Genomic DNA, 12,696 nt, shown 5'->3' on the forward strand with positions numbered 1-12,696 from the left:
CCGATTTGCGCTCACGCCGCGATTTTTATGCGCCGCATGAAATGCGCGGCGCTCGTCGATCGATTCCGCCGAGGGCCGCACGTATTAGGGAGCGCGATACGCGACAGCCCGCCACGCGCGACTTCGTTACCGCTTAACGGCCACGTGAGCGGCCGCGCGGCGCGCCGCCGCCGCGATTGGCGCCACCCGCATTGGCATTGCCGCCGCCCGCACGGTTGCCCGCACCGCCGCTGCCGCCGCGATTGCCGCCCGGCCCGCGACCGCCGCCGCCCGGATTGCCGCCAGCGCCGCCGACGCGCTTGCCGCCGCCTGCCGCCCGATTGCTATTGCCCGACGGCGCACGATTGCCGTCGACGTCACGTCCGCCACGCGGACCGCCCGTGCCGCCGCCCATCGGGCCGCTGAAGCCGCCGCCGGCCCCACGCCCCGCTCCACGGCTGCCATAGCCGCCGCCAAAGCCGGTGCCCGCACCGCCGCCGAAGCCGCCGCCCGCCGCACCACGACGACCCTGGCCGCGCGGCTGCTGCTCGAAACGGCCGTGTGACATCAGCACCGGCTCACGATTGATGAAGCCCATCGACGTTTGCATCGGATCCGGCTGCTTACGCTCCGGCGCGGCGCCGCGACCGCCCTTTTCTTCTGTCGGCGCCTTCAGGCCGACCGACGCCATCAGCGCGCGAACCTGATTGTCCTCGAGCTCTTCCCAGCGGCCGCGCTTCAAACCCTTCGGCAGCGAAATCGGGCCGTGACGGGTACGGATCAGACGGCTGACCATCAGGCCGGCCGCTTCGAACATGCGGCGCACTTCGCGATTACGCCCTTCGGCGAGGGCGACGTGATACCAGTGATTAGTGCCTTCGCCGCCGCCGTCGCGAATACGCAGGAAATTCGCCGGACCGTCTTCCAGCTCGACGCCATGCAGCAGCTTCTGACGCATGCCTTCGGCCAGTTCGCCGACCACGCGCACCGCATATTCACGCTCGACGCTATAACGCGGGTGCATGAAACGGTTCGCCAGATCGCCCGACGTGGTCAGCATCAGCAGACCTTCCGTATTGAAGTCGAGGCGGCCGACCGCGAGCCACTTGGCGGTTTTCATCGGCGGCAGCTTGTCGAATACCGACGGACGGCCTTCCGGATCGGCGTGACTGACGATTTCGCCGGTCGGTTTGTGATACAGCAGCACGCGCGGCGGCTTGTTGGCCAGCTTGCGCTTGACCGGCTTGCCGTTGATGCGAACCTGGTCGGTCGGCATGATGCGCTGTCCGATGTGAGCCGGCTCGCCGTTCACCGACACGCGGCCGGCGACGATCAGCTCTTCCATGTCGCGGCGCGAGCCCATGCCGGCTTCGGCCAGCACCTTGTGCAGCTTCGGCGCGTCGTCGTCCGCCGCCAGCACGCGCTTGGGCGCAGCCGGCTTGCCACGGCGCAGCATCGGCGCGCGCACGCCGCCGGTGGCGCTGTTGTCGGCATCGAATGCGGGCGAGGTGACGTACGAGAACAGATCGTCCTGGCCGGCTTCCGTGGCCGCGGCCGCCGGTGCTTCGGCGCCGCGGCGGTTCTGACGCTGACCGCCTTCACGCGGCTGACGCTCGCCGCGCCCACCTTCGCGGGCGCCGCCCTCGCGGGGTGCGCCTTCACGTGGACCACCTTCGCGTTTCGCCCCGCCGGCATTGCGCCGCGGACCCTGGCCCTTGGCGCCGGCTTCCTTGCGCGGCATGCGCACTTGCGCGACCACCTCGCCGTCAGGCGGGGCCTCGGTGACGACCGGCGCTCCTTGCGCGGGCGCGCCTTCGGCGCCCTTCGTCTTCGCTCCGGCGCGGCGCCGCGCGATCAGGCTGCGCGGCCCGCGACGCAGGCCGCGGCGCGGACGGTCCTCGCCGTCTGCTTCCGTGGTCTGCGCCGGGCGCTCGCCCTCGCCTGCCGATGCTTGCGTGGCGTGCGTCTCGTCAGCGCGCGCCGACGGCACGGCGCGCTCGGATTCGGACGAATCGGTGTCGTGGGTATGTGTCAAAACAACCTCAAAATGTCAGGTCGCGCGCGCCCATTGCGGGCGCGGCAAAAAAGTTCGGTTACGTCAGGCGCTGCGCGACTCGGGTTCGTCGTCGGTCAGAATGCCTGCGTCCTGTGCGGCATCGCGACGATCTTTACGATCGCCGTGCGCCGCCGTGGTCGGGTTCGGCTCGGCGGCGCGCTCCGTATTGCGGAGCACGCCCGAGTCGCGCGCGGGTATTGCGGGATCGGCCTGGGAGACCGGATCGTGATTCAGTGCAGGTTCGGCGGCGCCGGCCTGCGGTACAACCTTTGCCGCTTCTTCAGCATGTTCTTGCGCGGCCGGTGCGCCGGCAGCGTCGTCTTGCGACTCGGACGCCGCTGCGATATCCGCCGCTTTAACCGCCGTCTCCGCTGACTCCCTGTGTTCAGCATGCGGCGCTTGATACTCTTCAGCTATTTCCGTTCCCGCCGTTCCAGGCGTCTCTTCGACATGGCCGGTGTCTTCATGGCTGGCTGCGTCCGCCGATCCGGCCAGCGGCGCTTCGTTCGCTGCTTGCGAGGCTTCGTGCGGTTCGCCGCCAACGCTCGCGCCATGCGATTCGTCGACTGCCTCGTTCGTGCCGGAGTCGGCCGGCTCTTCGATCACGGCCTCTTCGCTCGCCGCCAATGCCTGAGCCGCTTCCACATCCGAAAACTCGATTGCGTGCTGCCCGAGAAGATCGGCGTTCAGTTGCGCGGACGGATCGGCGAGCGGCGGCAATTCGTCGAGCGCCGTCAAACCGAGGTCGTCGAGAAACTGCCGCGTGGTCGCATACAGCGCCGGACGGCCCGGTACGTCGCGATGACCGATCACCTCGATCCAGCCGCGGTCCTCGAGTTGCTTGACGACCTGCGTATTCACGGTGACGCCGCGAATCTCCTCGATATCGCCGCGCGTGACCGGCTGCCGGTAGGCGATGATCGCGAGCGTCTCGAGCACCGCGCGCGAATATTTCGGCGGCTTCTCGGGATGCAAACGATCCAGATACGAACGCATCGCGGGCTTGCTTTGAAATCGCCACCCCGACGCCAACCCGACCAGCTCCACACCGCGCCCGGACCAATCGCGCTTGAGGTCCTCGAGCAAAGTTCGAACGGTGTCTGCCGACACGCCGTCGGCAAAGAGCTTGCGCAACTCGCCGAGCTTTAACGGCTCCTGCGCGCAGATCAAGGCAGTCTCGAGGACGATCTTCGCCTCTTGGGTATTCATGCAGCCAGGTCGACCTTATGAGTTAGGGTCAAAGAACCGGATCAAACAGACGATGTGGAACTGAAGACGCGCTCGCCCGATTCTGATCGGTCATATTGATGGGAGCACGCACCGGGGGGAGGCGAAACAGGCATCGAGCCAAACCCAGCCGGACGGAGCAGCGATATTCCTGAAAGGAATCGCGTGACTGAGCGCCATATTACGCAAAAACAATCAGTGCGTAAAGGCGAAATCCCCCGCGCATATCCGGTCCCGCCTTGATCGGCGCACTTCAGCGCAACGACGCGTGCAAACGGATGGAAGCCGCTTTGCGCAAAAGAGCTTTAAACTTCCGTCCGGTCCGCCCGCTCGGCTTCGCTCATCACGGTGCGGCACGTTGCGCGAGGAACTGCTTCAGCCGTTCGACACCCGCATCCAGCCGCGCCGTGTCGCAGGCGTAGCACCACCGCACGAAACCCTCGCCTTGCGGGCCGAACGCGCTGCCAGGCGCCACACCCAGGCCGACCTCGCGCACCATCGCCTTGCACAGTTCAAGACTGCGCGAGGCGCCGGGCATCGAAAAGAACAGATACATGGCGCCCGGCGGCGCCTTCACGTCGACACCCGGCACCGCGGACAGCGCCCGCACCAGATGGTCGCGCGATGCCTTCAGGTCGAGCACGAGTTCCTGCGTGAAGCGCTCGCCCTGCTCGACGGCCGTGATGCCCGCCTGCTGAACGAACGCCGGCGCGCACGAGGTGTTGTACTCGACCAGTTTGCCCAGATCGTCCATCAGCGTGGCCGGCGCGACGATCCAGCCGAGCCGCCAGCCGGTCATCAGCCACGCCTTCGAGAACGAGTTCACGCAGATCACGCGTTCGTCGCGACCGGCGAGGTCGAGAAACGATGGCGCGGTGCGTGAGTGCGTGCCGCTCGCGCCGGGATCGGCGTCCGCGTAGTAAAGGCGTTCGTAAACCTCGTCGGCGACGAGCCAGATGCCGTGGCGCCGGCAATGCGCAAGCACGGTGCGCTGCTCGTCGCGGCTCATCACCCAGCCGGTCGGATTGTTCGGCGAGTTGATGAGCAGCATTCGGGTGTCCGGCGTCAGCGCAGCCAGTAGCCGCTCGATGTCGAGTTGCCAGCCGCGCTCGCCGTAGCCCAACGCAACGGTCTCGACATGCGCGCCGAGAATCTTGGGAATCTCGACCAGATTCGGCCACAGCGGTGTGACCGCGACGACTCGGTCGCCCGCGCCCACCACCAGTTGCGCGGCCAGCATCAGCGCATTGACACCCGCGCTCGTCACCGCGACGTGGTCCGGCGACGTCGGCCCATGCAATTCGCCGACGTAGCGGGCGAGCGCCGCGCGCAACGGCGCGATGCCCAGGTTGTGCGTGTAGAAAGTCGCGCCCGCGGCCAGCGCGGCGCTGGCCGAATCGCGGATGAACGACGGCGTGACGCGGTCGGACTCGCCGAACCAGAACGGCAGCACGTCGTCGACGCCGAATCCGGCGTTCGCGACTTCACGGATCTGCGAAGGACGCAGGGCGCGCACGGCATCGCGCGCATTCGGGATGGATGGCACAGGCAGATCCGATTCGCTCATCGAGGCTTCCAGACGGTGTCGGCTAGGGGTTGAGATTGCGCAGAGGCGATAGTGTAGCGTGGCGCCTGTCGTCAGGACGGCGAAGTCGGCGGTCAATCAGGCGCCGAGCCGAACCGCGACCCGCATCAGCCCAGCTCCTCCGCCCGTGCCGGCAATTGACGAATCAGTTCCCACACCGCCTCGGCCGCCGGCGATAACGAACGGTCGCGCCGCCGCACCAGTTCGACCGTGCGTTGCGCACGCGGCACCAGCGGCCGCGCCACCAGCGTGGCGCCCGCCGGCAGCGGCAACGCGAGCCAGGGGAGCACGCTCACGCCGACGCCCGCCTCGATCAGCCCAAAGACGGTCGCGGAATGACCCAGTTCCTGCACCACCGTCGCGTTGACACCGTGCTCCTGCATCACGGCGTCGATGATCGGCCGGCTGCCTGACGCGTAATCGAGCATGACGAGCTGCTGGCCCTCGAGGTCCGTCCATGCCACCTGCTTGCGGGCCGCCAACGGATGGTCGCCGCGCAAAACGACGCAGAACGAATCCGTCATCAGCGATTCGCTGAGTAGATCGTCGGCCGAAAAGGGGCCGATGATCACGCCGAAATCGACCTCGCCCGATTTGACCTTGCGGACCACGTCGCTTTGCACGTCGTCGCGCAAACCCAGTGTGATGTACGGAAACTGCCGTCCGCACGACGCCACCACGCCCGGCATCAACCGGCAGGCGACCGTCGGACTGGCGGCCACCATGACTCGTCCACGGCGCTGCTCGCCGATTTCGCGAATCTCGCGCAGCGCGTCGTCGAGGTCGTTCAATAGACGCGACACGCTCGCAACCAGATTGCCGCCGACATCGGTTAGCTGCACTTCGCGCGTCGTGCGGTCGATCAGCTTGAGGCCGATTTCCCCCTCCAGTTCGCGCACGCAGCGGCTAACGGCCGATTGCGTCAGGCCGATTTCATCGCCCGCCCGACTGAAGCTCTGCAAGCGGGCGACCTCGATGAAAACCCTGAGCTGGCGCAGCGTGACATTCATTTACCAACCTCATCAATGACGCATTTTGATGCGCATTGTATTCGCAAATTTCGCGTCGCAGCGGCGCAGCGGCTTTCGCTGCAATGCAGCGGGAAGGCGCAAACGCACGCTGGCCGGGCCTGATTGCACAAGATTGGTGATTGTCCCGATTTGCGTGATGGGTTTTTTGGATTCTCATACGCCCCTAGCTAGCGCCCGCGCTGGCCCGCCGCTACAGGGCTTCAGGCTGTTGGACTTATGTTGGCACAGTTCCTGCATTTACATGCACACAGGATCGGCGCCATGAGTTCTGACTGCATACAGGACCGTGGCAAGCCCGACCCCCTTGGCACTCGCCTATCGAGTGCATGGAGAGTGCGCGGCGCGGGGCAGCGCACCGGAGTTAGCTTCGCTGAGGTGAAACATGATGCTGTTCGACGATTTGAGAGACAACGAGTGGGCGCTGGTCGAGGCGTTGTTCTGTGCGGAGCCTGCACGGAGCGAACGGCGCGGTCGGCCACGCGTGGAAGCGCGCGCGGTCGTCAACGCCGTGCTTTGGGTGCTGTCGACCGGCGAAGGCTGGTCCAAGCTGCCCGGCCGCTATCCGTCGCCGCCGACTTGCCGCCGCCGCTTCGACGAGTGGCAGGCCGATGGTACGCTCGCCGAAATAGTCAAGCGACTCGGAACGAGCGGCCGCGAAATTTCGCTGCGCGGGCGGATCGGCGCCACCGCTGCGAAACCGCCAGCACCGCCGAGCCGCGACCGTCTGCGCGGCGCATTCTGGACCAATCCGGAATCGTGGCGCGCGCCGGTCAAGATGGCCTGACGCGAATCGTTTCACCCGGGCCCCTTATGGGCGCCCGGCACCTGTACAGGCCTTCGTGCGCCGCCTCTCGACGCCCGCCTGACTCGTCATGGGCACCGCTCGCCGGCGCGCCCAACGCAGTCGTCCCTTTCCACCCTGGCCTGCGCGCTGCGTCAGACGTCCGATGCAGCGAGAGCGTTGCGGGTGAAACATCCATTTACTATTACTTACAGCGTGCTTTCGTCGGTCGGCCTACCTTAGGGGTATGAAAACAGGCCTTGAGTCGATCGGCTTGACGGGAGCTCCAGCATGAAACCAATGTCACTGCTTCTGTGCGGCATTGTGGTTTCATCGATGGCCGCAGCGGCGCTTGCACAGCAACGGCCGGAAGGCTGGAACTGGCGGCCTGACCGCACCGCCAGCCTTCAAGCCTGGCAGCAGCGCGACGCGCGCAGTCGTGACTTCACGCCACCCGCGCCGCGCGGAGATTTGCGTGGCGACATCGCGAGCAACGTGCGCACTCGGCCGGAACCGCCCGGCGAGGATCCAGCGCGCCGGCGTTAGGGAGGGAGCGTCGATCAGAATTCGAATGGAAGCCCGAGCGTCCCGCTGAGTCATCCGCCCCGTTTGCTAATACCGAATGATTTGCTGTGACTTCGCCGTAGCCGTGAGCCCATTGCGGCAGTGCGAAGCGGATCGATTGGGGAACCACTGGATCCCGCCAACAGTCTCATTCAACGCCATTAGCACAGCGTGGCAGTAGTAATTCCGGTAGCCCGTATCCTCAAGATACGGGCTTTTTTTCATGACCGGACACGAGCCGACGCGCGAGCCACTTCGGCGGAAAGCGCCGGAATATGCCCGCAGTTTGCAGAACAACGAAATAACCGCCAGCCTCGTGCAACGGTCCGGAAACCAGCGTTAGCCGTGCGCCGAAGCTAGGGCCGCACTTCGAGCGCGGCGGTGGGCCGTGAGTCGGCGGTGGCGACGACGTAGTCGTTCATTCGCTGGTCCGTCCAGCTAAGCAACCGCTCGTCATGTGCGAGCCGCGCAAACTCAGCCTTGCCGCGCTCGGTGAGCACGGCGATGTCGACAGGTGCGTGAAAGCCCGGAGCCGGCGCGACGGTGCGCTGCCGAACGGTATCCATCAGGCCAAGCGCGCGAAGATATTGGAAAACGCCCGGCCGTCTGGCCCATGGGACCTGGCGATATTGCGCCCGCCGCAGCGCTTCAAGTACCGCTTCGTTGGAATACGTGGTCATCTCACTTCTTTCTTAAAGTGCAGCCATGACACATTTATGCCCAACACGTCACCGCGCCACCAGTGACGCGCGTAGCACCCGCCCTGGGCTGGAAGCGGGCTGCAAGTCATGCAGCCGGATTTCCGCCAGGTGCTGCCTGGTCTCGTTTTCGGAACCCCCGTCTGAACAGCGTGTTAGCGTTCTGTCCACGGCCGGCGATGCAACCGCTGCGGCGCGATAGCAGGTTCGTGGATTTGTCCCGAAAGTCATACGTTACCCCATCTAAATTGATTCTATTCACTTTATTAGCGCTTTTTTTTGCAGCAATCGTGCTATGGAAAAGCGCCCGCCGCCCGCTCGCCGTTTGTCTGCTCGCCCTGTTCTGGCTGCTCTCGGCCGGCTGGCTCACCGCGCCATTGCTGCAACTGGCGCAACCGCACCGGCAATCCCCTGCGCCCGCCACGTTCGCGCCGCGCACCGCGATCATCCTGCTCGGCGGCGGCACGATTTACGACGCCCACGATGTGCTCGTGCCGCCACGCGACGTGCTCACGCGCATCGCGGTGAGCGCGGCCAACTATGCGAACTGCAAACGCATGGCGCTCACCTGCGAGGTGATCGTGAGCGGTGGCAACCCACAGCGGCATCGCGCGACCGAAGCCGACACCTATCTGCCCTATCTGCTGGACAAGCAGGTGCCCCGCGCGGACATCGTGCTGGAAAACAGCAGCCGAACGACTTACGAAAACGCGCGCAACGTGTCGACCATTCTCGAGCGATCACATTACGATTCCTTGATACTCGTCACATCCGCGTATCACATGCCGCGCGCATTAATGAACTTCCAGTTATTCGGTCTCTCACCGCAGCCTGTCATCTCGAGCGCGCGGCGCGCCCATGTCGGTGTACTCCCGCGGTATGAAAATCTTGTGAACGCCGAGATCGCGTTGCACGAGCTGATTGGAATCGCACAGTTTCGTATTTATCGCGCAATCGGATGGTTCTGAAATGCGAGACATCGCAAAAGCCACGTTATTTAGAGATGCGAATATTCGCCGCGACAGCTCACCGAGTTGGAGGGCGCAGAAATCAACTGTAAATCTGACAACAGTCCTTGGACGGCAGTAACAGGATGTAACTAATTGTCATGGTCGTTACAAAGCGTCTGCTGGAGCGGATATTGCTGGCTAGAATGCACTGTCTTTCCATTTGGGTAGACAAATGTTCGGGTCCATAAACCACTCTGCGGAGGTAACGATGAAGAAAGTGTCCCTGGCGATCCTGGTTTCCCTCAGTGCCGTGACGGGCGCAGCTTATGCGCAAGACAGCGGCGTCACGATGAGCACCGATCCGGCCAAGGCCGCCGACGTCGAACAACGCGCGCAAGATTTGCAAAACCGGCAGCAAGCCATGGACAGCGCGCCGGCAGCACCCGCCCAACACCACAAGATGTCGCCGCATCACAAGAAGAAGGCCGCCAAGGCCGATGCCGCCAGTTCGTAAGCGCGGCTAGCCAGGTCATCGGCAGCATCGCCCGCTGCCTCGCCGTGAAGATTGAAAGCCGAAGCCGGCACGCCGGTTTCGGCTTTTTGTTGTCTAATGGCCTTCAGACTTGCAAAGGGACATTGCGACGTACTCACAGGCCTTCGACAAGCAGGCACCGACGGCCTGCCACGGCCTTCAGCACCGAGGCGCTGAAGGCAGCCAACGCCGCGCCGCAAGAGCCCCGTGCGGGCGCTCCAAGCCCGCTGCATCCGGCCGACGGTATGCTAAAGTCGCGCACCGACCGGCGCCCAGCCGGCATCCCCTAACCCGTGCGCACCCTGGTGCGGAGGACAGCATGAGCAACATCCAGCTAGATATCGAATGGACTGAAGCAGCATCCCGCAAGATCGAAAAATTGATGCCGCGCGGCGGTCAGGAAGCGTTCCTCGCGCTGCCGCCCGTCGAATGCCTGCCGATGGAAGGCGACGTGCTGTTTCTCGGCCCGGACGGCAAGCAGCAACCGTTCATCGTCGCCGAACGCCAGTATCACCACGACGGCGATGCCGACTGGACCATCATCCTGATTCTCGACGTCCCGCAAGCGACCCACTGAGCACAAACGGCACGCACCGCCCGGCGCCCGCCGTCGCGCGGCGCTCACCACCGCTCACGAACGCTCAGGCGATCTTCGACACCACGCGGATTTCCGCGTGTTCCACCCAATCCGCCACGGCTTTCCCGTAAGCCTCGATGTGCGCGGATTTCGCATGCGCCGCCAGCGCCTCCTGGCTTTCCCAACGCTCGACGAACACGAACCGGCGCGGCTCCTGCACATCGCGGTGCAGGTCGTACTGCAGCGCGCCTTGCTCGTTGCGCGTCGGCCCGACGATGCCTTCGAGCGCTTCGCGCAGCTGCTCTTCGTAGCCCGGCTTCGCCACCGAGATTGCGACCACCGCGATTTCCGACATACCGTCCCCCTTTTCACGAAAAGCAGCAGCATACCCGCCGTCTTTCAAACCTGCAGGCTGGCTCGCGCGTGCATCTGGCCGCCATTCGCGCGCGTCGTATGGGCTGACGAAAAGCGCGTGGAAAAGCGCATAACGTCTGAGTACCGTCTCGCCTGGAGTTTGGCGGGCGGCCACTCGCCACCCTGCTACGCTCGCCTCATGCACACGGCAGATCACGACGGGCCGCGACGGCGGCGATGAATGTGTCGCGCACGGCAAGCGCGCGCCATGCTCTCGCGCGAAGTCATGCCGGACGCCTCGCCGCAGCTGGTCGCAGGGTGATCAAATGACGTTATGCGTCTGTGATAACCCGCACATTCATGCAAATCGCAAACTGCTAGACTGGTTTGACCAATCCGCCGGAGTCCAGCATGGCTGGCATCGTTCTCCGCGTTCCCGCGCGCTTCGCGCCCCACCCCGCCGACGCCTGGGCTGTGCTTTCGTGGCGCGCTGAAACGCGCGCCGAATCGGTCTGCGCACCCCGTCATCCGCTTGCCGCGATGCCACTATGCCCGCTCTCATGCCTGCCCTTATGCCAACCGTCAGCGAATTGACCCTGAGCGGCCTGCTCCCGCATCTGGTCCGGGACGAGTCCGGCTGGACCGCGACGTGGCGCGCGCTGACCCTGCACAGCGCGTTCCAGCCCGTGCTCTCGGTCACGCACCAGTGCGTGGTCGGCTACGAAGCGCTGCTGCGCGCCTTTGATCCGGTGGGCTTGCCGGTCTCGCCGGAAGTGCTGTTCTCCGGCACGCGCTCCGCCGCCGACGCGCGCGAGCTCGACCGCATCGCGCGCTGCCTGCATGTGGCGAATTTCATGGAGCAGGGCATCAGCACTGGCTGGCTGTTCCTGAACACGCGCCCGCAGGTGTTCGAGACGGACTGGCCGCAACGCACCTTCATCGATGAGCTGTCCGCGCACTTCGGCCTGCCGCAGGAGCGCATCGTGATCGAGGTGCTCGAACAGCCCGCCGACGATGAATCCGCGGTCGCCAGCATGCTGGCCGCCTCGCAACCGCGCGACTTCCTGATCGCGATCGACGACTTCGGCACCGGCTTTTCGAATTTCGACCGCGTGTGGCGCTTCCGCCCCGACATCGTCAAACTCGACCGTTCGCTGGTCGCGCGCGCCGGCAAGCGCGAGGGCGACGATTCGATGATCAGCCACCTGATCGCGATGCTCCATCAATCCGGCACGCTGGTGCTGGCCGAAGGCGTCGAGACCGACGAGGAACTGATGATTCTGATGCAGGCCGACGTGGATTTCGTGCAGGGTTTCTGGCTCGGTCAGCCGCAGAGTTCGGTGCAGGCGGCGTGCGCCAAGGTGCCCGCGTTGCTCGAGTCGATGTGGGGCAAATTCGCCGACTACGAACGCGCGCACGCGCGCCATCAGCGGATCGGTTTTGAAGGTTTTGCGGAGGCGGTGCTGGCCGCGGCCGACGCCTACAAGCTCAGCGGCGATCTGCGCGACGCGGCGCAAGAAGTGTCGCATCTGCGCGAAGCGCGCCGGGTGTTCATCACCGATAGTCGCGGCGAGCAGACCCAGCCGTCGATCACCGCCGTTAGCGTGCCGCCGCCTCCGCTGCGGCTCGCGCCGCTTTACACGAACACGCGCAGCAACTGGTCGCGGCGCGCCTATTTCAAGCATGCGCTCGCGGCGCCGGGGCGCGTCGCCATGATGGGTCCGCACTATTCGCTGGCCGACGGCGAGGACTGCTACACCGCAGCCATCGCGTTCGAGCATGACGGCATGCATGTGCTTTGCGTCGACTTCGTGCCGACGAGCCCGAGCGCCATTGCACGCGCCGGCGGACGCGGCGGCAAGCGTTAATCGTCCACTCGTCCGCGGCCGGATTTGATTTCGCTGCGCTTGGCCTTGCTGTCGAGACGCCTCAGATTCGACGCGCGCGTCGGCCGGGTCGCGAAGCGCGGCTTGCGCGTGACGCTGACGCTTTCGATCAGTTCGTCGAGCCGCGCGAGCGCCGCCGCGCGATTCATCTCCTGAGTGCGATGCTCCTGCGCCTTGATGATGACCACGCCGTCACGCGTAAGCCGGTGATCGGACAGCGCGAGCAGACGCATTTTCAGCACCTCCGGCAACGACGACGCGCGCACGTCGAAACGCAGATGAATGGCGCTCGAGACCTTGTTGACGTTTTGACCGCCCGCTCCCTGCGCGCGCACCGCGGTCAGTTCGATTTCGTTCGGCGGGATCGGATAGCGGGATGTCATGGCATGCGATTGCGTAAAGAGATGCAAGTGTACACAGCGGCCGCGACGCCGAAAACCGCTTGCGCCGTCGGCATGGCCGCTTCATCGATAGCG

The 12,696-nt window shown here is 65.1% G+C and carries 12 protein-coding genes and 1 pseudogene; 6 read left to right on the plus strand and 7 right to left on the minus strand.

Annotated features, from left to right (window positions below):
• Positions 1 to 133: 133 nt before the first annotated feature.
• From rluB to CUJ90_RS11110, 4 genes are all read right to left on the minus strand, one after another.
• The gene (gene rluB, locus CUJ90_RS11095; protein ID WP_114162705.1) at positions 134 to 2,014 is read right to left on the minus strand and encodes a 23S rRNA pseudouridine(2605) synthase RluB; all 1,881 of its coding nucleotides are present in this window, start codon (positions 2,012 to 2,014) and stop codon (positions 134 to 136) included.
• A gap of 63 nt (positions 2,015 to 2,077) precedes the next feature.
• Positions 2,078 to 3,244: an SMC-Scp complex subunit ScpB gene (scpB, locus tag CUJ90_RS11100; RefSeq protein WP_114162706.1), complete on the minus strand. Its 1,167-nt coding sequence runs from the start codon at positions 3,242 to 3,244 to the stop codon at positions 2,078 to 2,080.
• Positions 3,245 to 3,605: 361 nt separating this feature from the next.
• Complete coding sequence (locus tag CUJ90_RS11105; RefSeq protein ID WP_083083921.1) at positions 3,606 to 4,829, minus strand: pyridoxal phosphate-dependent aminotransferase; 1,224 nt, start codon at positions 4,827 to 4,829, stop codon at positions 3,606 to 3,608.
• 125 nt (positions 4,830 to 4,954) lie between these two features.
• Positions 4,955 to 5,857 (minus strand): LysR family transcriptional regulator, encoded by a 903-nt coding sequence (locus tag CUJ90_RS11110; RefSeq protein WP_073429849.1) that lies wholly within the window; start codon positions 5,855 to 5,857, stop codon positions 4,955 to 4,957.
• Between the two features lie 406 nt (positions 5,858 to 6,263).
• Between CUJ90_RS11110 and CUJ90_RS11115 the strand changes: the two are divergent.
• A pseudogene (locus CUJ90_RS11115) lies at positions 6,264 to 6,659 on the plus strand (transposase); the annotation flags it as partial.
• Between the two features lie 291 nt (positions 6,660 to 6,950).
• Positions 6,951 to 7,205, plus strand: coding sequence for a hypothetical protein (locus CUJ90_RS11120; RefSeq protein ID WP_114162707.1), 255 nt, complete (start codon positions 6,951 to 6,953; stop codon positions 7,203 to 7,205).
• 374 nt (positions 7,206 to 7,579) lie between these two features.
• On the opposite strand, the gene CUJ90_RS11125 is transcribed toward CUJ90_RS11120, so the two are convergent.
• The gene (locus tag CUJ90_RS11125) at positions 7,580 to 7,903 is read right to left on the minus strand and encodes a hypothetical protein (RefSeq protein WP_073429845.1); all 324 of its coding nucleotides are present in this window, start codon (positions 7,901 to 7,903) and stop codon (positions 7,580 to 7,582) included.
• A 266-nt stretch (positions 7,904 to 8,169) separates the two neighbouring features.
• On the opposite strand from CUJ90_RS11125, the gene CUJ90_RS11130 reads away from it, so the two are divergent.
• The 3 genes from CUJ90_RS11130 (at position 8,170) to CUJ90_RS11140 (ending at position 9,980) form a co-directional block, all read left to right on the plus strand.
• Positions 8,170 to 8,889 (plus strand): YdcF family protein, encoded by a 720-nt coding sequence (locus tag CUJ90_RS11130; RefSeq protein ID WP_422879703.1) that lies wholly within the window; start codon positions 8,170 to 8,172, stop codon positions 8,887 to 8,889.
• Positions 8,890 to 9,139: 250 nt separating this feature from the next.
• Entirely contained in the window at positions 9,140 to 9,385 is a 246-nt protein-coding gene (locus tag CUJ90_RS11135; protein ID WP_073429841.1) for a hypothetical protein, read from the plus strand.
• A gap of 337 nt (positions 9,386 to 9,722) precedes the next feature.
• The gene (locus CUJ90_RS11140; protein WP_007182306.1) at positions 9,723 to 9,980 is read left to right on the plus strand and encodes a hypothetical protein; all 258 of its coding nucleotides are present in this window, start codon (positions 9,723 to 9,725) and stop codon (positions 9,978 to 9,980) included.
• A 64-nt stretch (positions 9,981 to 10,044) separates the two neighbouring features.
• On the opposite strand, the gene CUJ90_RS11145 is transcribed toward CUJ90_RS11140, so the two are convergent.
• Positions 10,045 to 10,335, minus strand: a complete 291-nt coding sequence (locus tag CUJ90_RS11145; RefSeq protein WP_073429915.1) for a putative quinol monooxygenase — start codon at positions 10,333 to 10,335, stop codon at positions 10,045 to 10,047.
• Between the two features lie 571 nt (positions 10,336 to 10,906).
• On the opposite strand from CUJ90_RS11145, the gene CUJ90_RS11150 reads away from it, so the two are divergent.
• On the plus strand, positions 10,907 to 12,202 hold the full coding sequence (locus CUJ90_RS11150) for an EAL domain-containing protein (RefSeq protein WP_114162709.1): 1,296 nt from the start codon (positions 10,907 to 10,909) through the stop codon (positions 12,200 to 12,202).
• Here the strand turns inward: CUJ90_RS11150 and arfB are convergent.
• Positions 12,199 to 12,603 carry an alternative ribosome rescue aminoacyl-tRNA hydrolase ArfB gene (gene arfB / locus CUJ90_RS11155; RefSeq protein ID WP_011487834.1) on the minus strand — a complete coding sequence of 135 codons (405 nt, stop codon included), beginning with the start codon at positions 12,601 to 12,603 and terminating at the stop codon, positions 12,199 to 12,201. The genes CUJ90_RS11150 and arfB overlap by 4 nt on opposite strands.
• Positions 12,604 to 12,696 lie beyond the last annotated feature (93 nt).

This window comes from Paraburkholderia terricola (genome assembly GCF_003330825.1).
GTDB classification, from domain to species: Bacteria; Pseudomonadota; Gammaproteobacteria; order Burkholderiales; family Burkholderiaceae; genus Paraburkholderia; species Paraburkholderia terricola.

Excerpts from the sequence above, each read along its gene's own strand:
- scpB (WP_114162706.1), bottom strand. The coding sequence starts at position 3,244 with ATGAATACCCAAGAGGCGAAGATCGTCCTCGAGACTGCCTTGATCTGC.
- CUJ90_RS11105 (WP_083083921.1), bottom strand. The coding sequence starts at position 4,829 with ATGAGCGAATCGGATCTGCCTGTGCCATCCATCCCGAATGCGCGCGAT.
- CUJ90_RS11110 (WP_073429849.1), bottom strand. The coding sequence starts at position 5,857 with ATGAATGTCACGCTGCGCCAGCTCAGGGTTTTCATCGAGGTCGCCCGC.
- CUJ90_RS11120 (WP_114162707.1), top strand. The coding sequence starts at position 6,951 with ATGAAACCAATGTCACTGCTTCTGTGCGGCATTGTGGTTTCATCGATG.
- CUJ90_RS11125 (WP_073429845.1), bottom strand. The coding sequence starts at position 7,903 with ATGACCACGTATTCCAACGAAGCGGTACTTGAAGCGCTGCGGCGGGCG.
- CUJ90_RS11135 (WP_073429841.1), top strand. The coding sequence starts at position 9,140 with ATGAAGAAAGTGTCCCTGGCGATCCTGGTTTCCCTCAGTGCCGTGACG.
- CUJ90_RS11140 (WP_007182306.1), top strand. The coding sequence starts at position 9,723 with ATGAGCAACATCCAGCTAGATATCGAATGGACTGAAGCAGCATCCCGC.
- CUJ90_RS11145 (WP_073429915.1), bottom strand. The coding sequence starts at position 10,335 with ATGTCGGAAATCGCGGTGGTCGCAATCTCGGTGGCGAAGCCGGGCTAC.
- CUJ90_RS11150 (WP_114162709.1), top strand. The coding sequence starts at position 10,907 with ATGCCAACCGTCAGCGAATTGACCCTGAGCGGCCTGCTCCCGCATCTG.
- arfB (WP_011487834.1), bottom strand. The coding sequence starts at position 12,603 with ATGACATCCCGCTATCCGATCCCGCCGAACGAAATCGAACTGACCGCG.